General features: G+C 42.1%; 24 protein-coding genes and 2 other annotated features. Of the genes, 6 read left to right on the top strand and 18 right to left on the bottom strand.

What is annotated here, in order from left to right:
- Window positions 1-235 precede the first annotated feature (235 nt).
- The 9 genes from BSG1_RS03615 to BSG1_RS03580 all read right to left on the bottom strand — a co-directional run bounded on the left by BSG1_RS03615 (window position 236) and on the right by BSG1_RS03580 (window position 6,536).
- Window positions 236-1,417 (bottom strand): CHAD domain-containing protein, encoded by a 1,182-nt coding sequence (locus tag BSG1_RS03615; RefSeq protein WP_006835486.1) that lies wholly within the window; start codon window positions 1,415-1,417, stop codon window positions 236-238.
- A 398-nt stretch (window positions 1,418-1,815) separates the two neighbouring features.
- On the bottom strand, window positions 1,816-1,998 hold the full coding sequence (locus tag BSG1_RS20070; protein ID WP_006835485.1) for a hypothetical protein: 183 nt from the start codon (window positions 1,996-1,998) through the stop codon (window positions 1,816-1,818).
- Between the two features lie 71 nt (window positions 1,999-2,069).
- Window positions 2,070-2,774: an SGNH/GDSL hydrolase family protein gene (locus BSG1_RS03610; RefSeq protein WP_044022283.1), complete on the bottom strand. Its 705-nt coding sequence runs from the start codon at window positions 2,772-2,774 to the stop codon at window positions 2,070-2,072.
- A 54-nt stretch (window positions 2,775-2,828) separates the two neighbouring features.
- Window positions 2,829-4,049, bottom strand: a complete 1,221-nt coding sequence (locus BSG1_RS03605; protein WP_006835483.1) for an MFS transporter — start codon at window positions 4,047-4,049, stop codon at window positions 2,829-2,831.
- Window positions 4,050-4,107: 58 nt separating this feature from the next.
- Window positions 4,108-4,461: a VOC family protein gene (locus tag BSG1_RS03600; RefSeq protein ID WP_006835482.1), complete on the bottom strand. Its 354-nt coding sequence runs from the start codon at window positions 4,459-4,461 to the stop codon at window positions 4,108-4,110.
- A gap of 102 nt (window positions 4,462-4,563) precedes the next feature.
- Window positions 4,564-5,094, bottom strand: a complete 531-nt coding sequence (locus BSG1_RS03595) for a GNAT family N-acetyltransferase (RefSeq protein ID WP_006835481.1) — start codon at window positions 5,092-5,094, stop codon at window positions 4,564-4,566.
- Between the two features lie 95 nt (window positions 5,095-5,189).
- A complete protein-coding gene (locus BSG1_RS03590; RefSeq protein WP_044022282.1) occupies window positions 5,190-5,465 on the bottom strand; it encodes a hypothetical protein in 276 nt (91 codons plus the stop codon).
- A gap of 97 nt (window positions 5,466-5,562) precedes the next feature.
- Window positions 5,563-5,853: a hypothetical protein gene (locus BSG1_RS03585; protein ID WP_006835478.1), complete on the bottom strand. Its 291-nt coding sequence runs from the start codon at window positions 5,851-5,853 to the stop codon at window positions 5,563-5,565.
- 71 nt (window positions 5,854-5,924) lie between these two features.
- On the bottom strand, window positions 5,925-6,536 hold the full coding sequence (locus tag BSG1_RS03580) for a kinase (protein ID WP_006835477.1): 612 nt from the start codon (window positions 6,534-6,536) through the stop codon (window positions 5,925-5,927).
- Between the two features lie 128 nt (window positions 6,537-6,664).
- Between BSG1_RS03580 and BSG1_RS03575 the strand changes: the two genes are divergently transcribed.
- The 3 genes from BSG1_RS03575 to BSG1_RS20065 all read left to right on the top strand — a co-directional run bounded on the left by BSG1_RS03575 (window position 6,665) and on the right by BSG1_RS20065 (window position 7,803).
- A complete protein-coding gene (locus BSG1_RS03575; protein WP_006835476.1) occupies window positions 6,665-7,213 on the top strand; it encodes a GNAT family N-acetyltransferase in 549 nt (182 codons plus the stop codon).
- 119 nt (window positions 7,214-7,332) lie between these two features.
- Window positions 7,333-7,533: a hypothetical protein gene (locus tag BSG1_RS03570; protein WP_044022281.1), complete on the top strand. Its 201-nt coding sequence runs from the start codon at window positions 7,333-7,335 to the stop codon at window positions 7,531-7,533.
- Complete coding sequence (locus tag BSG1_RS20065; protein ID WP_083802828.1) at window positions 7,534-7,803, top strand: OsmC family protein; 270 nt, start codon at window positions 7,534-7,536, stop codon at window positions 7,801-7,803.
- Between the two features lie 669 nt (window positions 7,804-8,472).
- Here BSG1_RS20065 and BSG1_RS03565 read toward each other — a convergent pair.
- The 5 genes from BSG1_RS03565 to BSG1_RS03545 all read right to left on the bottom strand — a co-directional run bounded on the left by BSG1_RS03565 (window position 8,473) and on the right by BSG1_RS03545 (window position 11,760).
- Complete coding sequence (locus BSG1_RS03565) at window positions 8,473-9,306, bottom strand: aminoglycoside 6-adenylyltransferase (RefSeq protein ID WP_006835473.1); 834 nt, start codon at window positions 9,304-9,306, stop codon at window positions 8,473-8,475.
- Window positions 9,307-9,326: 20 nt separating this feature from the next.
- Window positions 9,327-9,884 (bottom strand): AAA family ATPase, encoded by a 558-nt coding sequence (locus BSG1_RS03560; RefSeq protein WP_006835472.1) that lies wholly within the window; start codon window positions 9,882-9,884, stop codon window positions 9,327-9,329.
- 23 nt (window positions 9,885-9,907) lie between these two features.
- Window positions 9,908-10,120 (bottom strand): hypothetical protein, encoded by a 213-nt coding sequence (locus BSG1_RS03555; RefSeq protein ID WP_006835471.1) that lies wholly within the window; start codon window positions 10,118-10,120, stop codon window positions 9,908-9,910.
- A gap of 157 nt (window positions 10,121-10,277) precedes the next feature.
- The gene (locus tag BSG1_RS03550) at window positions 10,278-10,514 is read right to left on the bottom strand and encodes a hypothetical protein (RefSeq protein ID WP_006835470.1); all 237 of its coding nucleotides are present in this window, start codon (window positions 10,512-10,514) and stop codon (window positions 10,278-10,280) included.
- 70 nt (window positions 10,515-10,584) lie between these two features.
- On the bottom strand, window positions 10,585-11,760 hold the full coding sequence (locus BSG1_RS03545) for a TraB/GumN family protein (protein WP_044022280.1): 1,176 nt from the start codon (window positions 11,758-11,760) through the stop codon (window positions 10,585-10,587).
- A gap of 205 nt (window positions 11,761-11,965) precedes the next feature.
- Here BSG1_RS03545 and BSG1_RS03540 point away from each other — a divergent pair, with 205 nt between their 5' ends.
- Window positions 11,966-12,967: a DUF3231 family protein gene (locus BSG1_RS03540; protein ID WP_044022279.1), complete on the top strand. Its 1,002-nt coding sequence runs from the start codon at window positions 11,966-11,968 to the stop codon at window positions 12,965-12,967.
- Window positions 12,968-13,081: 114 nt separating this feature from the next.
- Here the strand turns inward: BSG1_RS03540 and BSG1_RS03535 are convergent, their stop codons facing one another.
- Together BSG1_RS03535 and BSG1_RS03530 are read right to left on the bottom strand one after the other, a co-directional pair.
- On the bottom strand, window positions 13,082-13,768 hold the full coding sequence (locus BSG1_RS03535) for an HD-GYP domain-containing protein (protein ID WP_052302351.1): 687 nt from the start codon (window positions 13,766-13,768) through the stop codon (window positions 13,082-13,084).
- 531 nt (window positions 13,769-14,299) lie between these two features.
- The gene (locus tag BSG1_RS03530; protein ID WP_006835466.1) at window positions 14,300-15,379 is read right to left on the bottom strand and encodes a bifunctional 3-deoxy-7-phosphoheptulonate synthase/chorismate mutase; all 1,080 of its coding nucleotides are present in this window, start codon (window positions 15,377-15,379) and stop codon (window positions 14,300-14,302) included.
- Window positions 15,380-15,433: 54 nt separating this feature from the next.
- Window positions 15,434-15,661 (bottom strand) — a binding site (T-box leader).
- 431 nt (window positions 15,662-16,092) lie between these two features.
- Window positions 16,093-16,320: a binding site (T-box leader), on the bottom strand.
- 235 nt (window positions 16,321-16,555) lie between these two features.
- Between BSG1_RS03530 and BSG1_RS03520 the strand changes: the two genes are divergently transcribed.
- A complete protein-coding gene (locus BSG1_RS03520) occupies window positions 16,556-16,987 on the top strand; it encodes a YndM family protein (RefSeq protein WP_006835464.1) in 432 nt (143 codons plus the stop codon).
- 27 nt (window positions 16,988-17,014) lie between these two features.
- Here BSG1_RS03520 and BSG1_RS03515 read toward each other — a convergent pair whose 3' ends face one another.
- The gene (locus tag BSG1_RS03515) at window positions 17,015-17,554 is read right to left on the bottom strand and encodes a DUF4269 domain-containing protein (RefSeq protein ID WP_044022276.1); all 540 of its coding nucleotides are present in this window, start codon (window positions 17,552-17,554) and stop codon (window positions 17,015-17,017) included.
- A 207-nt stretch (window positions 17,555-17,761) separates the two neighbouring features.
- Between BSG1_RS03515 and BSG1_RS03510 the strand changes: the two genes are divergently transcribed.
- Entirely contained in the window at window positions 17,762-17,941 is a 180-nt protein-coding gene (locus tag BSG1_RS03510) for a hypothetical protein (protein WP_006835462.1), read from the top strand.
- A 76-nt stretch (window positions 17,942-18,017) separates the two neighbouring features.
- On the opposite strand, the gene BSG1_RS03505 is transcribed toward BSG1_RS03510, so the two are convergent.
- Window positions 18,018-21,173 carry a DEAD/DEAH box helicase gene (locus tag BSG1_RS03505; RefSeq protein ID WP_006835461.1) on the bottom strand — a complete coding sequence of 1,052 codons (3,156 nt, stop codon included), beginning with the start codon at window positions 21,171-21,173 and terminating at the stop codon, window positions 18,018-18,020.
- Window positions 21,174-21,265 lie beyond the last annotated feature (92 nt).

The following is a 21,265-nucleotide window of genomic DNA, read 5'->3' as shown; positions in this document are numbered from 1 at the left end:
GGTTTTGGAGAAGATGTTGGGTCGATTACGAGGTAAACAGCCCAAGGAGATTGGGTTCTGGAGAAGTTGTTGGGTCGATTACAAGGTAAACAGGCCAAGGAGGATGGGGTTAGCGTTTGATGTCGGCCCATAAAACAAGAAAATGGGCCAATAAGATTGGGGCTTGGTGGACATTTTGGCCCATTTACTTTCAAATCCCTTGAACATTGCCACCTAACTGTTAATGTCCCATATTTTATAACTCTACTTCATTAACAAGCTTTTTCTTTTCTTGTTCCAGCTGCTTGATGATCTTTTTGATATCATCTTTATTACTGTCTACATCCGGCTTTAGGCTTTTCACTTCCTCCAGCCAATCACGGATGTCGATGATTTCACCGAATTTCTTTTGTATTCTCTTGTACGGCTTCGAGTAGGATTTGTAGTCCTTGGAATACAATTTATCGAGATAATTATAGATGTATCGGAGCTTTTTGGCTTTTTTCCTTACTTCATGGAGGGCATCGATTCCTACATCAGATGTTTTGCCTTTATCTCCAATGACTTGATGATACTCCTTGACCAGTGCTTTGAAATCATCTTCTTGTTTTTGAAGCTCCCCAGGTATATCTAAAGTGAGTAACTTATTCTTTAACTCGTCTTGTAGAAAGTTATTAAATAAAGAGAGAAACTCATCATTAATGGCTTTCGGAAGCTTCTTTTTCAGTTTTTTCAGGTGTTTCTCCCTGTCTTGACGTGCCACCTTTACAAATTCATGGTAGACGTCCCCATATTGATCCATTTCAGCCCTCTTTTCGAAGGAATGTATGAAGACATCATCCTCTCTCACCTTCCCTAATGCATCGTGAGCATCCTTCAATCTTTTATATAATGGATGGTCTTTGTCGACTCCGATAAAATGAATGAGTGTCCGAAGTCTTCGCCCTTTCGTCCGTGATTTATGAATGCTCTCAGTGTCCCCAGAGTTGATGGCCTGATCACAGTAATGTTTGTATTTTTTTAAGAGAGTTTGCAATACATCCTCCCACTTTCTCACCAATGCATCATTTCCCTCCTGATTGCAATCATCACAGATGAGCGTCTTCTTCACTTTCAGGAGGGACTGATTGCTGCCGCAGATAACACAGGTGGGTGCTTGTTCTTGAAGTGTCCCTTTCTCCCCTTCTATATGGAGTCCGATTTCAGAGCCGGTTTCCCAGTTCTGCTGTTGAAGGTATTTTGCAGGAAGAGTTAAACGGCCGCTGTCATCAAGAGTAACCTTCTTCCCCTTGCCGCTTTTCCTTAGATGAATTAGGTGTTTCTTTTTATTTATTGTTAAAAATATTTCGCTGCCAATATCCAGAGCTTTTCTGGCTTCCTCTGGTATCACGATACGCCCCATATCATCTAGAATTCTGGTAACAGAAATTATTTTCATGCCTGCACTTCCTTTCTAGCTTTGCGTTATAGGCATTTTCCCTGTTTGTACTTTAGAAAAACACAACTGTGGATTTGTATGGGGTAATTCTGTATAGGATTCGAGGGCTTGTTTGTATGTGGAATTTCTAGTGAAATGGTGGTGTCCGTTGGTGAGAGCGCGGTACATCATTGTGGGGATCAGTGTGATATGATGCCATGCGCGTCGCGAGCGCGGTACATCAATGGAGGGGTCGGGACGAAATGATGCTAGGCGCAAATAAAAATAGTATCCAGGTCCCCAACTTCCTCACAAAACCAGGAGTGCTTATCCTAATAATGTCACTCTCCTCCTAAAAAAAGAAACCAAAAAAAGCACTTCAGCCATTAAATAGACTAAGTGCTTTAACAGAAAGAAAATCAGCTGGGATCCACCTCGTCATACGAAAGTGTCGTTACTTCCGTATAGTCCCCTTTTTCTATTTCTTTTTCGGTAGCTTCCTCATTAAGCCCTGCTCCATCATCCATGCCAGGTGCAATCGTGGCTTCATCGGCTTGCTTCTTCTTTTCCTGATCCATACGGTAGTCTCTCCTTTCTTTCATACGATTTCCTGCTTTGTATAGAACTATACCAAATGAAATAAGAAGAGGATGAAACCATAAGGCCTCATCCTTTAAATTAAGTGAGTATTCTCTTCAGCAGACCATTTTTCGATATTGCGGTAAATTTCCTGACTTAGTATTTTATATCCCTCTTCCGTTAAATGAATGCCGTCGTCACTGATGAAATCCATGAGATTCCCTGCTTTTTTGAGGGCAGATCTGACATCCACTTTGAGGATATTATACTCCTCTGTCAATTTGTTCAGATTGCGGTTGTACAAGCCGTGCCAGTAATCAATGCCGCCGACCTCACTGATCCAATGGCTGATAGCCGGGCTGTATTTTTCGGAAATGTTCTTGTAATACCTTACTGGGTCTAGTGGTGGAAGTGTAGCAACAACCGGAATGATATCATGCTGTTTGATATTGGTAATGATGGCTTTCAGGTTGTCCAGATATTGATTCATCGGCACGATTGCCTGGTGTTTCTCCCAAGGCTTTTCAGCCACTTCATGCCAATTGAAGTTACAGTCATTGCCGCCGATTTCGATGATCACATAATTGGGTCTTTCTTTTATCACATCTTTTTCAAGTCTGTTTAACAAAAGTTCGGAATTGTCATTGAACACTCCTTTGTTGACAACAGATACCTCTTTATTATTTTCTGAAAATAGTTGCTGAAGGATGTTCGGGTAATTCTCCTTTACAATCCTTAACCGCCCTTTTACATAAGAAACACCACGGGTCAAGCTGTCACCAAAGCAAACGATTTTCAAAGTCGCCACCTCTTAATATAGTAAAATTATTTTTTATTATTTTACCATATCTTCTCAAGCTTGCTTTGATATATGCTCAGGCTGTTTCTTTTTTATAACTTCGTAGCTTTTGAATTTCACCATGGAAAGCATCCCGAGGAGCGGACCTATTGCAAGTATCGAAAACACCCATTCCCAACCCAAAAGTTTTTGCATGTAGGGAATTAAGTTGATGGAGAAAATGGTAATTAGAAATCCGACACACATTTGAAAAGTTAACGCTGTCCCGACATAGTCACTTTCAGCAAATTCGGTCACTCCTGCCGAGAATTGTGCAGAATCAGAAATTACGAAAACCCCCCAGATGAAGGAAAGCGTGAGTGTCACCCACAAAGGCTGTGCATATGTAAACCCGATACTGAGAGCACATGCAGAGCTGATACCCATGGATAAAATGGTCAAGGATGACCTGCCGATCTTGTCTGCCAGCCAGCCGCCTCCAACAGATCCGGCTGCGCCCGCAATTCCTATCGTAAGAAAAGAACAGAATGCCAACAGTACCGGTGAAACGGTACCGGTGTGACTTTGAAAACTAGCAGCGAGAAAAACCGGCAGCCACGTCCACATCGCATAAAGCTCCCACATGTGCCCGAAGTAACCATAATTCGCAAGCATAACAGGTCGATTCTGCCTTACTTTTTTTAACAGTGAAAAAGAAAATGGCGTGTTTCTAGTAGCAACGGGAGGATCATCAAGGATGAAATAAATGATGCCTGCTGAAAGCACTGCAAGGACAGAACTTGATAAAATAATCCATTGCCACTGCAGGGCAGAGAAAAATAATGCAATAAAATGTGGCAATGAGGACCCGAGTGTCAATGCTGCTATCAAAATTCCAATAGCCAGTCCCCTCCTTTTTGGGAACCAAAGGGATAAAATTTTAACAGCGGTAGGATAGACCCCTGCAAGTGTCATCCCTGTTAAAATGCGAAGCGTCATCCCGCTCCATGTTCCTTCACTCAATAGAATCAACCCATTGAAACCTGCACCTAAAGTGGCCGAAACGGCAAATATAATCCGCGGGTTATACCGGTCAGCCAGTCCGAAATAAGCGCTGGCAAACGAGCCGATGACAAAACCGATTGGGACTGATGCGGACAGCCAGGCCTCTGTTTCTGGGCCTGCCCCCCATAGATTGATGAGTTCAGGGGCTGTAACGGAAGCGCTGAACCAAAGACTCAATGCAAACAATTCAGAAACCGCTATCCATATTAATGCTTTCCATGATGATTTCATTTTTCCTCACTTCCTATAGCAAAGCTTCGTTCAGGTAAAAACTTTTCTCCATATGTAATTAACACTGACAAACCATGATGTGGTTACCGTCTGGATCCTGGAAGTTGAAGAAGTGATCATGCTGAATATCCGAATCCATTTTAACTCCTTTTTCTTTCATGAATTGATAGGCTTCATGAATATTTTCGGTGTTGATATGAAAAGGGGAAACTTTAAAGGTGTTTTCCTTCGAGTAGATCTTGCTGTCCAAAATGACACCTGGTTCCTTCATAGGCAGGGCATACAAATGACCGAACATAATTTCGCCATCAGTCGGGAAGCCGAATATATCACAATACCAATCGCGTGCCTTTTCAATGTCACTGACAGGAATGAAGATAACCCCTATATTGTTCGAAAGTGGACTTCTCATAAAAATTACCTCCTAGAAAATGATCCTTCATAAATCTATTCGGTACAAAAGAAAAGAATCCTCCTTCTTGCCAGGCACGCCCCAGAATTTGTCGAATGCCGATTAACCCACAGAAACTTCGAGTTGGATATCGAGTTTTTCCCGTTGAAAGATTTCCGTATTTATTTCTTTGGCAAGAGTGCAGCCCATCTTTTTATAAAATGCTTGTGTTTCCGTTGCTGGGTGGGCGCCGATATATAATTTGTCTGCTCCCATTTCCCTCGCTTTATTTTTTGCAGCTGTAAAGAGGTATGCCCCAATTCCTTTTCCCCTAGCCTCGCGTGCCACGTGAATGTAAGACAACTCCTTGTAGACAGCGGTTTTACCGAAGGATGCTGGTTCAATGACGGCGAAACCAACAACTTTTTCTTCAACGACCGCAAGGATGACGGCCCCTCCTTCCGTTACCACGTTCTTAAAATGGTTTGCAATCTCCCTTCTTCTCTCAAGGGACCAGTCATCAATGAAATAGTCGGTTTCTTGATAAAGGATTCCGTCTAGCTCTTTGACAACTTTTTTCGTTTCCTGAGAACGATTGAACTCATCCAGCATTGTTTCCTGGATGTCCTGTGACTGCACGTCAATAATATTCATACATAGTCCTCATTCCTTTTTCTTCAGTATAACAATGAGAAAATTTTCCCTCAAAAAACATGCCCGGAAAGGTTCCGGGCATGTTGGTTATCGCTCTATTTTAATTTGCTATTCGGTGCAATTTCGTTTGCGAATTCTGCCATAGCTGTCTGCAGCGTGTTCATGTTCCTGTTCTTCATCAAGCCTTGAATTGAGCTGCCTGTGCCCGTATTCGAGTTCCTTCTATTCAAGGCATAGGCGGCAGCACTCATCCCGAGACTCAAAACGGAACTCCAAAGCATTCTTCTGTTCATCCTTTTTCTTCGACCGAACATATTAAGAAAAGAAGATTTTTTCCGGTTATTGAAAAGCATCGACAACAAATTATTCAAACGAAACACCTCTTCGCTTAGAATCATTGGAAAGTACAAAAGGCACTTTCAACATTTATTATCTGCTTTCATCATTAACATTATAGCTGGAAAACGTTTATCTATTTTTGAAATATACTTCCAACGCACTGATAATATTCTCTGATTGACCTTGAGGGTTTATCTTATAGTGGTCTCCTTCAAGTTTAGTCTGGAAAGAATCAATTCCGTTGGCTTTTAGAAAATCGTCAATATCCGATAGCATATCGACTTGATTAAATAGTGTTTTCCTTCCGACAAAGTCATGGTCGACATATACTTCATACTGGTCCTGAAGCAGTTTTGTTTGTTCTTCATCGATGAAAATGTTTGTGACAAATCCATAAAACCTTCCGTCTCCGGTGCCCATATGTTCCGCCTCTAGCTTTTTTTCTTAGGATGGCCGAATACCGGTTTGAAAATTCAATATAACAGCTAGGTTCAAACCCTTAAAACCATATCACACTTCTGTCTTGGGGAAACGGCTTTCATATAAAAATCTTCGGCTTTCCAGTACCTGTTCTGGAACTTCTTCAATTGCTCTTGAGTTTCCTTCCTTTCCCGCTGAAATCTCCTGTTTTTAGGACAGTCAAGAAAGACAACATAGTCAAAATAATCACGCCATTCCTGTCGTTGCAGAAATACGCCTTCCACAATGATGAAACACTCTTCCGGGAGCTGGATGGTTTTAAGGGTGTGTGAATCAGCCGAAGAGTCATAGTAATTAAGGGAGAATGTCTTGCCCAGGAGTAAATTCTCAAAGAAATGCTCCCGGATATCTTGAAGGTCCCATTGCAGGAAATAATATTCAAACCACTCGTCCCGCCCGGTATCATATCGTCTTTTCTTCTCAACGATATGGTCATCAATGTGGAACACGATATGAGGAATATCTTGCTCCTTCAATGACTCGCAAAGGCTTTTGGTTAAAGTAGTCTTACCAGACCGGCTCAGTCCATCAATGCCAAGGATAAACCGGTTACCTTTTTTCTTCTCTTTCACGGCTTCCAGCACTGCTTGTGAATGATCCTTCAACTTCACTGCCTCCTCCATCGTTGAGATATTTTAAAGAGTATATCATAATTTTAGCAGAATATTCCGTTTAATTGAAAATTCCCACTCGTTTTTAATTTATTGATATAATGAATATGAATTTCACTACTTGAATAGGGGATTATATTATGGAGAAGTTTTTAGAAGGACAAACCATTTATTTAAGATATTTTCAAAAGGAAGACACTCAGAAGATTTTGAAAGCCCTATCTTATCCTGAAATCCGAAAGTTGACGGGTCTTCAAAAATTCCTTACGCCTCAAAAAATTGAAAAAGCCTATGAGGCGTTTGCACTCGATGACAGCAGAGTGGATCTGGTCATCGCTCTTAAGGAAACAAATGAAGTGATTGGAGACCTGGCCTTGAATGAGATTGATAACCTTAACCGCAATGCCAATGTAAGGATTGCTCTGCATGATCCAAAGTATTTTGGGAAAGGTTATGGGACCGAGGCGTTAAGACTGGTCCTTGAGTTTGGGTTTAGGACACTGAATTTGTACCGTATCGGATTAAATGTCTATTCTTTTAATGCACGTGCCAAGAAGTCATACGAAAAACTTGGCTTCAAACAGGAAGGCATCATACGAAGTGAATTATTTTATGACGGGGAGTTTCATGACAACATCATCATGGGTGTGCTTCGAGATGAGTTTTTAAAGGCAGCGGATGAAAAATAAAGATATTTGTCATTTTTCATCGAAATATTAGTTGCTTTTAAAAATTTTCCTGAGCACAATACACCTTATTTGCAAAGAAATAATGAAATAGGTATCCTGAAAAAAAGGTGGTGGAAAAAATGGGTAAACCAGAAGAGTTAACTGAAATTACGATTATTCAAAAGGATACACCCAATAAAATAAGAGAAGCTTATATTGGGAAATTTGAAGAGCCTGTCTTGTATGGTGTGCATGGCGGCGTCAAAAAGTTTTATGGCGTTGAACCTGAAGTGGAATATCCATCCACACTCGACCACATCGTAGCAGCTGCTGGCGGCTGACTGGTCGGTACCTTATCAGGCGCGCTGGAGGCGCGTAAAATTCCGACTTCACCCGATTTAGTCTCTGCGAATATTCAAGGTGTCATTGAGGCACCGGAAGGCGTTTTGAAAATCACAAAAATCAATTGTCGTTATAACGTAAAAGTCCCTGAAGGAAAACGGGATGCGGCAGAACGTGCATTATCCGTCTTTGAAAGAGGCTGCCCTGTAGCCCAAACACTTAAAGGCGCCGTGGAATTTGATCACTCCTGGGAAATTGAAGAGTATTGATAAGATGAGAGGCTGGGGGGTTCCTCAGCCTCTTCTGGTTTTACTCTTTGGCCTAATCTGTATTAGCTAATAGTATGTTACTCTTTCGCATGGGATCATTTGCGGGATTTCTACCCAATGATGTACCGCGCTCACACTGCGCAAGTTATCATTCCCGCAAATCCAACACAATGACACCCCGCGCTCATGCCGCGCAAGTCATCATTTCCGGAAATCCAACACAATGACACCCCGCGCCCGCGCCGCGCAAGTCATCATTTCCGGAAATCCAATACAATGACACCCCGCGCCCGCGCCGCGCATGTCATCATTTCCGCAAATCCCACACAATGACACCCCGCGCTCACGCCGCGCATGTCATCATTTCCGCAAATCCAATACAATGACACCCCGCGCTCACGCCGCGCATGTCATCATTTTCGCAAATCCGACTCAATGACACCCTGCGCACCCGCCGCGCATGTCATCATTTCCGCAAATCCGATGCAATGACACCCCGTGCTCATGCCGCGCATGTCATCATTTCCGGAAATCCAACACAATGACACGCCGCGCCCCCGCCGCGCAAGTCATCATTTCCGCAAATCAGACACAATGACACCCCGCGCTTACGCTACGCAAGTCATCATTACACAAAACTTAACAAAGTGATATTACACTCACTCAACCTCAAAGCACCATACCTAAAATCTCGTTGATATGCGCACAGTTCTCATCTATCCCAAACTTTTTACATAATTCTTTGTGTGTCCTGATAAACTCCGGCACCAGAAGTTCCAAGGAGGACATGATGGATTGAGGATCCCTGCTCCCCATTGATTCTTCAAGAAACGTTAATTGCCAGTTCTGCAGCCTGCTGCGGTTGCCGCCAAGTTTTGCCCAATAGCCTGGATTGTTGGGCTGTTTTCCCTCTTCCATAAACCATCCTGTCGTTAACAGGAACCGGAGGGACTCCAGTGATGAGGTTGCATGGAAAAATTCTTCTCTTTTCACCCCGCGATAAACTTCATGAGCATAAGCGAGAAACCTATTTTTCCACAGATAGAATTCCTCAAGGGTTGGTTTATAACTCAGGTCCTTAGACTCTCTTTGAATTCTCCGCATAAAATTTTCCCTATCATAGACAATTTCTAATTCCTTATACCATACGGATGGTTGTATGTCTTTTTCGGTATAGTAGAAAGAATCTACTTTTATGAAACCCTTGTAGTGGGCAACACTATGGGCTGCCCAGGAAAAATCTTCATAGAACATAACGGTGCCCCAGTTTTTTGCCTTCTCTTTTTTATTGAGTCGGTACTGTTCAAACGCTTCTTCCTTCACGATCATTCGAAGGTCAATATCGGAATATAAATCGGTGTTTCCTGTTCCGATAGACCCTCCATAAAACACACTGGTTATATTGTCATCGTCCATTAAATCCCTTTCAATGGCTGCTTTTATTTGTTGCCGGACCAATGGAAGTTCATTGTCTCTTTCTTCATTTCCAGTTTTAAATCCCACACATCAAGATCATCTCCTTTTTAAAATTGGAAGGCCGCTATGATTTTCCCGGCCACTTCATCAGGGCTTAGGTTGGTATTATTAATTCTAATGTAGTTTTCTGCTTTAATTTCATTTTCTGCGGAATTCAATCTCATTTCTTCCATTGAACTTAGCAATTCTTCTTCTGACTGCTTAATATTTCGTTTGGTTGGTTTGTGTTCTAACCGGTTCGCTGTTTGATTTCTCTTCAATCTTTCATCCAGGTCTGCTTCCAATTCAACGAGATAGATTTCAGCACCCTGGTTCTTGAATATGTCACATATTTTTTCAACGAATTCCCAATCTTCTTTCATATTGAACGCCCAAACAAATGTGGTAATCAGCCCTTTTTCATCTGTCGTAGCAAAAGATTTGAATATTTCCTCCCGAAACTGATGTGTGAGCCTCCACATCTCAGGGGTGAAACCGAACAAGGGTTCCAAAAGGTCGATTGTCATATGATTATGTAGTAATTTCATTCCTGTTTGTTTTGCTAGTGATTGACCGACAGTCATTTTTCCAACAGCCTGTGGACCAAATATAAGAACAAATTTCAAATTAATAACTCCTCCTGCGTTGATTATTCATGGTCGTTTCCTTTATAACTGGTATCGATTCTCGAACTGATAAAGATAAGTAGTCCGCCAAACATCACCGCTCCAAAATAATAAATTCCTAAACCCAGATCGACACCGCTGGAATAGGGTTTCTCTATCGTAGAGCCCCATATCATGACACCTAGCATAACAGCCAGGCCGAAACTAAAAATAAACCATTTAAGCAGCTCTCTCATAGTAACCTCCAGGAATAAGACTTATTTAGTATATTATTCCAGATATTTGATAGAGGAACAATCTCTTTTTCACTATTTTCTAATAGTTCTTACGAGAGGTCACTCCCCTTTAAAAGTTAAAAAACGGGCTCCTTTACAGGGAAGCCCGTCTTTTTCGTTACCTTGAATCGTTATCTTTTTCTCTTAAATAGTCTTCGTACACCTGTTTGGCTTTATCCTGATCAGGTACCAGGAGAGAAATCTTCTGGTGAATTTCACTGAGAACATGTAATCCCCTGAAAATGGAGCCTGCGATGATGGCAAAGGCCAGGATTCCACCAGCCAAAGGTCCCATCATCATCAGGACAAATCCCAAGAGAGCACTTAAAATAATTGACATAATCAAGTAATTCATAAAATCTGAACTCCCTCATTGCATAAACTCTGGAAAAAACTGAATTATGATTCAATTTTTTCTGGCTGACTTATAGGTTTTCCAAGAACAACCTCACCACATCAGCACCGCCGATAAGTGTGCCAAGTGTACTTCCGAGGTTTGCAAGGACAACTATCAATAATACGCGTGTCACCTTGTTGTTCCAGAATCCTTTGACGCTCAAAACATCCTCCGGAAGGTTTTCAAAATCCTTTACATTCGGGCGGCGGAAGTAAGCTTGTACAAATCCGGCAAACCATCCTGCAGCAAGCAATGGGTTTAAAGATGTAATAGGGGCTGCCACAAAGGCTGTCAAAATCGCAAGCGGGTGACCGAGACCGACAGCCGCTCCCAATGCAGAGAAAGCGCCGTTCCAAAGAACCCAGCTGATTGTCTGCTGAATTCCTGCTGCGGGGTTGCTAATAAACGTATAAGCAATGACAGCCAGGATAAGGACGGGAATTGCCCACCCGATGATTTTCGGAACTTTTGATTTAGGCGGCCGTTCATCCAAATGTTTTAAATCATGTTCTTTTTTAATCTCTTCTTTGATACCCGGTACATGGGCAGCACCGAGGACAGCTACAATTTTCTTTCCGGGAGCTTCCTTGATTTTTTGTGATAAATACTGGTCACGTTCATCAATCAAAGGCTTTTTTAAACGCGGGAAATGTTTTGTGAAATCATTCAGCATCGCATCCAGCATATCTTGTGATTTGATTCTTTCCAATTCCTCTTCTGTAATGCTTTCATTGCTAAAAATGCTGTAAATGATCTGCATCAATAGTTTTCCTTTTCCTATGAATCCTACTTGATTCCAGATCCGCGCGAATGTAATTTGGATATTTCGGTCAGCAAGTACAAGTTTGGCACCGACTTCTTTAGCGGATTCAATTCCTTGAATCATTTCCTGGCCCGCATTGATGCCGAATTGCTTGGCCATCCTTTTTTGGAAAGAAGAGATGGCAAGGTTCATCAACAGCAAGGAAGCTTTTCCTTCTTTGATGACTTTAAATATGTCCATCTCTTTCCATTTGTTCCCCTCCATTACCGACTGATAACGGGGTTCGTCCAATTCAACGCAAACAGCATCAGGCTGTTCCCTCTCGATGACTTCTTTAACCTGTTCAGCACTTTTTTTGGAAACGTGCGCCGTACCGATCAGGATGAATTCTTTTCCATCCAGATTCAATCTGGTGATATTTGGCTCATTTTCAATTGACATAGTTTCCCTTCCTTTTATCCACATTGGCTACTAAAAACTCATGATATGTATAGTTTACCATTTTTTTTGAAAGAATTGGGCGAACAGTTTTTAAACTTCTGAATCTGAAAAAAGTTGATTTTTCTAAAAGTGTATAGTGGACCTGAATTTGACAAACTTTATAAAGAGGTTTTTAGAAGGAAGAAACTGCAAAAGGATGATACTCATGACTAGAGATAAAGCGATTAGCTCATCAGAACTGGCGACATTGTGGATGACCTATCAAGAAAAGACGATGATTCAGAGGATACTTGAATATTTCATTGAAGATACCGAAGATGAACAGGCAAAAGAGATCCTTCAGGATACGCATGCAAATGTATTGAGCTATGTGGACCGCATCACTGGCATTTTAGAGAGTGAGGGTGCTGTGATACCTATTGGATTTACGGAAAAGGATGTTCATACAGGAGTTCCGAAATTATTTGATAATCATTTTGACATTATGTTCCTCCGTCTTCTGACAGAAATCAGTATGGGTCTGCATACGCTGCATTTAAGTATGTCGCATCGTAATGATTTAATTCTTTTGTATAAGGATTTGTCGGTATTCGCTCAAGGCGTGTATGATAAGTGTGTGGATTATTTGCAGGAACGGGATGTCCTGCCGAGTCCTCCCTCTGTCACTATGCCTCAAACTATTGAATTTGCTGACGGTCCAAGCTACATGTCAGGCTTAAATCTTTTCTCTGAGAAAAGAGCATTGAATACCGTTGAAGTGTCTTTTCTATATTTCGCCATTGAGACCAATGTCTTCGGTATGCAGCTGATGACAGGTTTCGCTCAGGTTGCGAATGAACCTGAAGTAAAGAAATACTTCGTAAAGGGAAAAGAATTGTCAAAAAAAATCGTCAGTGACTTTACAGGGGTCTTGATCCAGAGTGATATTCAGCCGCCATCCACATGGGGTGCTAACGCTACTGACTCGACTGTAGCTCCATTCTCCGATAAACTGATGATGTATTGTACCAGCCTTTTCTGCAATTTTGGTCTTGGAAGTAATGCCGTCGGAACGGCATTCAGTCTAAGGAGCGACCTGCCGCTGAAACTGGTGGATAAAGCGAAAGATATTCTTACGTATGGGCAGGACGGCGGAAAACTTATGGCCAAAAACGGCTGGCTTGAACAACCGCCAAGTATGGAAGACCGGAATAAGTTGATCAAATAAGCGCAGGAAAGAACGTCCTTGAGGAATAACTAGTGGACGTTCTTTTTAATTAGCTTTATATGCTCAGGGCCCTCCTTCATTTATTCTGACTAAAGAAAACAGGAAAATGACGGCTCACTTAGCCTTAACATTTTCCTGATCTTCAAAGTATATGTCTTCTGAATGATTGATTACTCTTAAAAAAGCATCTACTACTTCTTTATCATAATGGATACCGCGATACTTTTTTATCTCACCCACTGCATACTGGAGGCTTTTGCTTTTTCTGTAGACCCTGGTTGAAGTCATGGCATCAAAAGAGTCAGCCACCGCAATGATTTTTGCAATGATTGGTATCTGCTCACCCGTCAGCCCTTCCGGATAACCAGTACCATCGACTCTTTCATGATGATAGAGAATGGCATTAAATATGTCGTTTTTTTCAAAGATTTTAATATGATTCACCATGTTGTAACCGATAACAGTATGGCTTTTTATGAGTTCATATTCTTCTTCCGTCAATCTGCCAGGCTTATTCAGGATACTCTCGGGAATACCGATTTTGCCAATATCATGCAGCTTGGCACCCAGTTCGATATTTCTGCAATCAGAACGGGAAAGGCCTAACTCTTTGGCAATTTCTAAGGAAAATTTGGCTGCATTTTCTGAGTGGGAGGCTGTGTATTTATCGCGGGAATCCAGCGTCTTCGCCATTGTGGTGGTGAACCTGAGCAGGTTCTCCTTCTGCTCAATGAACATCTTGATGAGAATGGAGACCGCGAACCATATCGAAAAGTAACTCAGCCATTGAAAGAAAAACACTACAATGTCATCCGGTAAACCATCAGGGGAACTATAAAATCTAAAAAAAGTGACCAAAAAGCTGTTTAGAATGCCCTGCCAGATATTATTATAGACAACTCCCAAAAGGATGGATATCAGGCTGTAAAGAGCGACCAGGCTTATGCCGGAATAAATAGTGGCATCTACCCAGATACCTGCAGCAGCAATAATTAAGATCAGGTAACGATATTTGATGGTAAATTTAATAAAAGGATGCAGGTGGCTGCTTTTATGTACAAATCGTCTAAAGACGGGAACCTCCCCCTTTCCAGACCTAGCAGGGCTTTAATTCCATGTATTTACATATTAGTATACTATTGATTTTTCTTTTTGTGGGAGGAAATTAAAAAAAGGTAGCAAAGAGTCCATTTTAAAAGTATTCTTACAAAGTTTTAAGGAACCCACAATCAAAAGTTGATTGATGATAATCTTATACTAACTTTGCCTCCACTAATCAAATAAAGTGAGAAAGTGACCTCCAACTAAATGAAGGTCACTTCCCAGTATTCTTTACGCCAGTCGGCCTTTGAATTCTATTAGTTTTTCCATGAAATCATTGAACTCTTCGATATTCATTTGCTGTGCCGAGTCAGATAATGCAATAGCAGGATCTGGGTGGACTTCCGCCATGACGGCATCTGCTCCAATCGCGAGTGCTGCTTTGGCAGCAGGGAAAAGCAGGTCTTTCCTTCCCGTGGAATGAGTCACATCGACCACGACAGGCAGGTGTGTTTCTTTTTTCAAGATAGGGACAGCGGAGATATCCAATGTGTTCCTAGTTGCCTTTTCATAGGTTCTAATTCCCCGTTCACATAAGACAATGTTCTTATTTCCTTCAGAGTAAATGTATTCTGCTGCATGGATGAATTCTTCAATTGTTGCAGACAACCCCCGTTTGAGAAGTACGGGCTTATTCACTTTTCCTACCGCTCTTAACAATTCAAAGTTCTGCATGTTCCTCGCGCCGATTTGAATCATATCGACATAGTCAAGGGCTTCCTCTACATCATGAGGTGTTAAGATTTCACTGACAACGGACAAGCCTTCTTCATCAGCAACCCTTCTCAAGATTTTCAGGCCTTCCACGCCAAGGCCTTGGAAATCGTATGGAGATGTCCGCGGCTTGAAAGCTCCTCCTCTTAGCAATGTAAGTCCTTGTGCTTTCATTGCTTTGGCCACTTCTTTCACCTGCTCATAGCTTTCAACCGCGCAAGGTCCCATGATGAAATTCTGTACACCATTGCCAATCAAGGTTCCGTTCACATTGACGACTGTATCTTCAGGATGGTCTTTTCGGGATACCAATAAGGCTTTCCGGTGATCCTCTTCTTGTAGCTCGAGGCTGGCTTTGAAAATCTCTTTGAAGATATGAACGATGGTCGACGACTCGAAAGGACCGTTATGTTGTTTCAAAATCATATCGAGTGATTCACGCTCTCTCACCGGATCGTAACGGTTCACACCTTCTTTTTTGTTTCGGCCGATCTCTTGGACGACTTCTGCCCGTTCATTCAATAAATCCAAAAGCTGCAAGTTGATGTCATCGATTTTATCTCTCAATTCTTTAATTCCTAATTTAGTTACACTCATTTTTCATTCCTCCAATTTGTTATTAAGTAAATAAAATATCCCTGCCGAATAAACGACAGGGACGAAAGACTCGCGGTACCACCCTCATTGCGAACAAAACTGTTCACCACTTTGATTTGTTAACGATCGATTGACCGTCTTTCCCTTCATAAAGCATGGGGCTTTACTACGAAAAAGAAGCTCCGGGATTGTAATTCATGCTTACCTTTGACTGATTTGCACCACCATCAGCTCTCTGGACAGGGAGGTAAGACACTACTGTGATCCGTTCATTGCCGGGTATTCGATTTTCATGGTTTTTGGGGCGGTTATAATGAAAGGCTATTTTCGTATATATATTGCTGCTATTTGGATGAGAAAGTTGATTTCCGCTCCAGGTGCGCGACTCCGCGGGGCGGGCGGTGAGCCTCCTCGGCTGCGCCTGTTTAAAAAGTGGAAGCGCCCTGTTCAGCCCCGACAGGCAAATGTTCCGCAGTGTAAAAAGGTGATCTTTCCTTTTTCTCACTGCGCGAGGGGCTGGGTTACGTTCCAGTGGGTACGTAACCTCGGGCGCTGCAACTGGATTAGGGGTCTCACCTGTCCCGCTAGTCCCGCAGGAGATCGCACACCTTCCGCTCCAATCAACTTTGTGTAAAAACATCCAGAAGTTTGTGTAAAAGCAGCAATCTCTTAGAAAAGAACCTAATAAAAAAGTCCCCACTGATTGTATAATCAGCAGGGACGAATAATCGCGGTACCACCCTTGTTGTGAAGAATTAACTTCACCACTCAACATTGTTAACGATCAATAGACCGTCTTTCCCTTCATAAAGCATGGGGCTTTACTACGAAAAAGAAGCTCCGGGACTGTAATTCATTCTTTATCTATGGCTGATTTGCACCACCATCAGCTCTCTGTACAGGGAGATAAAGAATTACTCGGTTCCCATCGATGCTTATTATATAAAGATTAGTTCGAAAATTATTACTTTTCGGTATTATATGATATCGGAAACTGAAATGTCAATTGTTTTTCTGAAAAAATAATAATTAGGTGCTTGGACCAAATTTTTAACTCTCTAATTAAGCATATGAATTACCGTGACAGTCTTCGACGATTATTGAATCTTAAAGGGATATCAAATGTATGTACTTCCCTTATTTACGACACACTAGGAGAAAAAGGAGTTTAGCCTAGTGAAGAATTTAACCATCCTATTGATAAAGTTTGTTGCAAGCCTTGTTGTTTTTTGGATCAGTTTGGATCTGTTCTTTGAGGCAACGATCGTGGATATTGTGTCTTTCGCCCTGCTGATTACGATTGTTTCTTATTTTGTCGGTGACCGGATACTATTGCCGCGGGTTGGAAAGCTGAATACAGTTGTGACGGATTTCTTCCTGACTTATCTCATTGTCTGGATTTTTGGCGGCATCCTTTTTGAGAGTTATTTACAAGTGGCTTGGGGAAGCATCATTTCTGCCGCACTTATCGCAGGGTCTGAAGTGTTTGTGCATTCTTATATTCTGAAAAATATTCCTTCAGAGACACGGAAAACAAGCCCTGCTTTCAACCAGAGATTGGCCTATGAGTTTTCAGAAGAAATAGATCCTGAGCCTGAAAAAGAATAAATGAAAAGACTCTGAATACTATTGGGTTCAGGGTCTTTTTAAATACCCATTAGCGTCTCCATATTCAATGAGTCCTGAATAAGGATCTCCTTCAATGCCCAGAAGTTTGCAGAACGCGGCTTCGGTTTTCATACCGGTTTTCTTCAGGCTGATCACTTCTTCCTTCATTTCCGGATTTTTTTGCAGTATTTCGTGCTCAATCATCATATGCAGGAACGCATTTTGCCGGTTTACTGGCTGTGCTTGTCCAAAAAGTTCAAATTGATATCCGCTGTATGAAAAATTTGCTTTACTGACCTCCATTCCCCTGATGAATAGCCTTTTTATTCTATAATCGTTATAGTGGCTGTACAGCTTATTCAAACGTCTTTGAAATTTCTCAAAATCTTGTACTTCCATGATGATGTCGAGGTCGGAATCGGCAGTATCAATACCGATGGGAATAGTGCCGCACAATACCGGTTTGTATTCTTTCAAATCACTTAGAATTCCTAACTGATTGACCGCCTCCCATGCTGCCATCTGTTTCGCGCTACCCGTTTTCATTTTATTTAGTAAGTCGTTCATGCACGTTCACCTTATGAATTATTAATTTCTATATATTTAGTTTACATGAATCAGACAAAGTATCAGGTCTTTTGTTGCAAATTTTTGAAATTTTTTAACCTTTTTTTGGATAAAGTACTCATTTTCAAAAATTTTTAATACTTATGTATTGATAAGACATTTCATTCAGTATTATAATTAAGTCAATCTTTTTCACGAGGTGGTTAAATGGAAAGTCACAGGAGTAAAAAAATTTCGAAGCTTTATCGAAGGATCGTTACTTCTGATGAGACGAAAGCTCTGCTGATCTATAATGGATTGGACAGCAATACGAAAGAAGAACTGCAGCAGTTGATGAAAGAGATGGACACAGAGCGTACGAAAAGTATACTGAACAAAATCAGCTGAAATAGGACTTACTTTTTTAATTGAAACTTATATAACAAACTAGACAAGCCTGGACATCCGTCCAGGCTTGTTCTGTTCATATATTCAGGATTTCTTTGATGTCATCTTCTGTGAGCATGGTATTCCTATTTTCTTGAGAATCGATCAATTCTTCAACCAGGTGCCTCTTTTTTTCCTGTAGTTCATTCATCTTTTCCTCGATGGTCCCGGTTGCCACAAGCCTGATGACTTGTACTGTGTTTTGCTGTCCCATCCTGTGCGCCCTGTCGGCTGCCTGTTGTTCGACGGCAGGGTTCCACCAGGTGTCGTAAAGGATGACGGTATCGGCACTGTGCAGATTGAGGCCAGTTCCACCTGCTTTCAGGGAAATCAGGAATATATCTCGTTCCCCCGTATTATACCGGTTGCAAAGATCCATGCGTTCCTCTGAAGGGGTCGCACCGTCAAGGTAGAAATATGGGAGCCCCTCTCCGGTTAATTCCCTTCCTATTAGTCCGAGCATCCTTGTAAACTGGGAAAAAATCAATACCCTTCTCCCCGATGATTTTGATTCCTCGATGATCTCCATGAGCTGCTGCAGCTTGGCTGATTTTCCTTGATATCCGTCGACGAATAGTGCGGGGTGACAGCAGATTTGCCGTAAGCGCGTAATGCCCGCAAGGATTTTGATCTTATTCTTCCTCAGGGTGTCTTTATCAAGGTGTTTCAAGGTATCATGCTTCAATTTTGCCAGATACGCAGCATATAGTTTCTTCTGGTCTGGAAGCAGCTCGACAGATTCGCGTGTTTCCAGTTTCGCCGGCAATTCGGAAAGAACGTCCGCTTTTACCCTCCGCAGCATGAAAGGCTGGATTCTGCGGGCGATCGTTTGCCGGGTCAGGCGGCTGTAATCTTTCAATCCCAGGAACAATTGAGGAAACACGACATGATAGATCGACCAAAGTTCTTCGATGGAATTTTCAATCGGTGTTCCTGTTAAGGCGAACCGGTGTTCAGCCTGGATCTTCTTCACGGCTCTTGCCGTCTGTGTAACAGGATTCTTGAAGTATTGGGCTTCATCGAAAAATACGACAGAAAAATGCTGCTTCTCGAACCACTGTATTTCTCTCCGTAACAATGGATAAGAGATGATGACAACATCACTTTCGTGTAAATCTTTCTGCCTTTTTTGTCGCTGTTTTTTATCACCATCGATGACGGATGCCCGGATATCCGCAGTGAACTTCTTGAACTCTCCCAGCCAGTTATAAGTCAAGGATGATGGACAGACGACCAGTGCCGGCTGTTTATGCTTTCTGATGTCAGGGAGTATTGATTCTACAAACGTGATGCTTTGCAGGGTTTTCCCGAGCCCCATGTCGTCTGCCAGTATACCCCCGAATCCATAGTGAGCCAGGGTCTTCATCCAATGAAATCCTTGTTTCTGATAGTCTCTTAAGATTGGGGACAATGTTTCAGGAATCGGAAAGGACATGGTCCCTGGTTTCCTCAAGCTTTCGAGGAGATCGCGGAAGGACTTCTCCATTTGGAACCCCTCACTCGATTCGACGTGATCCAGAAGTTCAAGACATTGGTTCATGGGAAGCGCCAGCCCCTTGGCAAAGTCAATATGATCAGCCTGCGAGCTCATGAGGAAACGTTGGATTTCTTGAATTTCCTTGGTCTCTAATGATAAGAGCGATCCGTTCTGCAGCCGGTAATACTTCCTCTTTTCTTCCAATGCAAATAAGAGTTCATGAACCTCTCTTTCTGGTATGCCGTCCATGCTAAACTTAAATTCCAACCAGTTCATCCGGTCTCTTTTCACCTTCACGCGGATTTGCGGTCGTGATTTTCCGTTGAATATCCGGTTTCTTACCGCAGTCGTCGCATAGATGCCCGCCAGTTTCTTCAGTTTAGGAACCATATAATAAAGGAATTCGTATTCCAGTTCCTCGTTTTGAAGAATATAACCGCCCTCTGTCCTGGCAAATGAACTATCATCCATTATCGCAAGAATTTCTTTTTCTTTCTCTCTATCCCTGACCAGCATATTTCCCGTTGGAATTTCTTTTTCTTCTAAAGGATTGATGACGATATTGTCATAATGGAATTCGAGACCAGCGAGCAGGCGGTTTCTCACTCTGTCCAGGTAGAGTTTTGCAGTCAGAGGTGTCTTCATATATTCCTCTCTCAGTGAGCCGGAAATTTCGACCTGACCGATGCGTTTCAAATCAATGGCCACTTTTTCAAGGAAATATCGGATTTTTTCAGATGAAATAGGGATCTGATTCATCCCTCTATTCTCGAGCATGGTTTTGATTTCAGAAAGCCGTTCGCAGTCTTTCTCTTTCAGGTGATACAGCTTTCCCTCACTCAGTACAGTGTTATAGGGAAGGAAAACCGTCATCCATTGAAGCCCTTTTACCTTCAGAAGGTATCCGCTTTCTCTGTCATCCTCGAATGTGAACTTAAGCGGAAGAGGTTCTTCTGACAGTTCCAATCCACTGAACAAATGCCCGGCATCATCGAGGAGCAGGTTTTCTGCTTTCAGTAACAATGGACGGAGCTGATCCCATGATGTTGGTGGAACAGGCAAGACCTGTTCATCCTGCTGTGTGTCATCTCCATACACTTTTTCGTCATGCGTCACCTTGAGAAGTTGATTTATGATTTGATCTGAATGAGATTCAAAACAATGCTGTTCCGGATCATATGTCAGGCGGTCATCAACTAGATAAGGTTGTCCCTCGCTTGCTTTCTGTAAAAAGGACCGGATGTCAGTAATTTTTCTGCGGTTGATTAACAATTCCATGCCAAAAAGGCAGCCAGCCTCTAGTGTACGGACGGGTTTTATTTTGAATTCCACGTCCACAACCGTTCTTGTTTCAAAATGGCGCTGATGGCCGCTCGACTTTTTTTGTTTATTTTCAAACAGGGTCAGGAATCCTTCGGTCAGGTCCTGTCCTCCCTGCTGTCTCTCCTTTATTGCCAGAAACACGGCTGCAACATGCTGGCAGTCCAATTTGAATGAAGCGAGTTTCGGGCAGGTGCACTCCGTCATAATTTCACCATGGAAGCCTTTCGAGACGGTGACCTCAAATTGTTCGCCGCCATTCACGACCGCCTTACAAAATTTCGGGGTATATTCTTCTATTTCAACAGCATTATTTTTATAATAAATTTCACCTCTTTTGAAGGAGACACTTCCGCACTTTTCTGTGATAATCGTTGAATTCAGTTTGATGTCCATTGTGGTTTCTCCTTCCTTTTGAGGATTTGCGCTATCAGCATTTTATCATATTTTTCAGGATTGCAATGTAAAAAGGAGCTTGATTCAATCCA

Origin of the sequence: Bacillus sp. SG-1 (assembly GCF_000181495.1) — a bacterium.
Classification (GTDB): Bacteria; Bacillota; Bacilli; order Bacillales; family Bacillaceae_B; genus Rossellomorea.
This window is presented reverse-complemented; position numbering and strand designations above follow the sequence as displayed.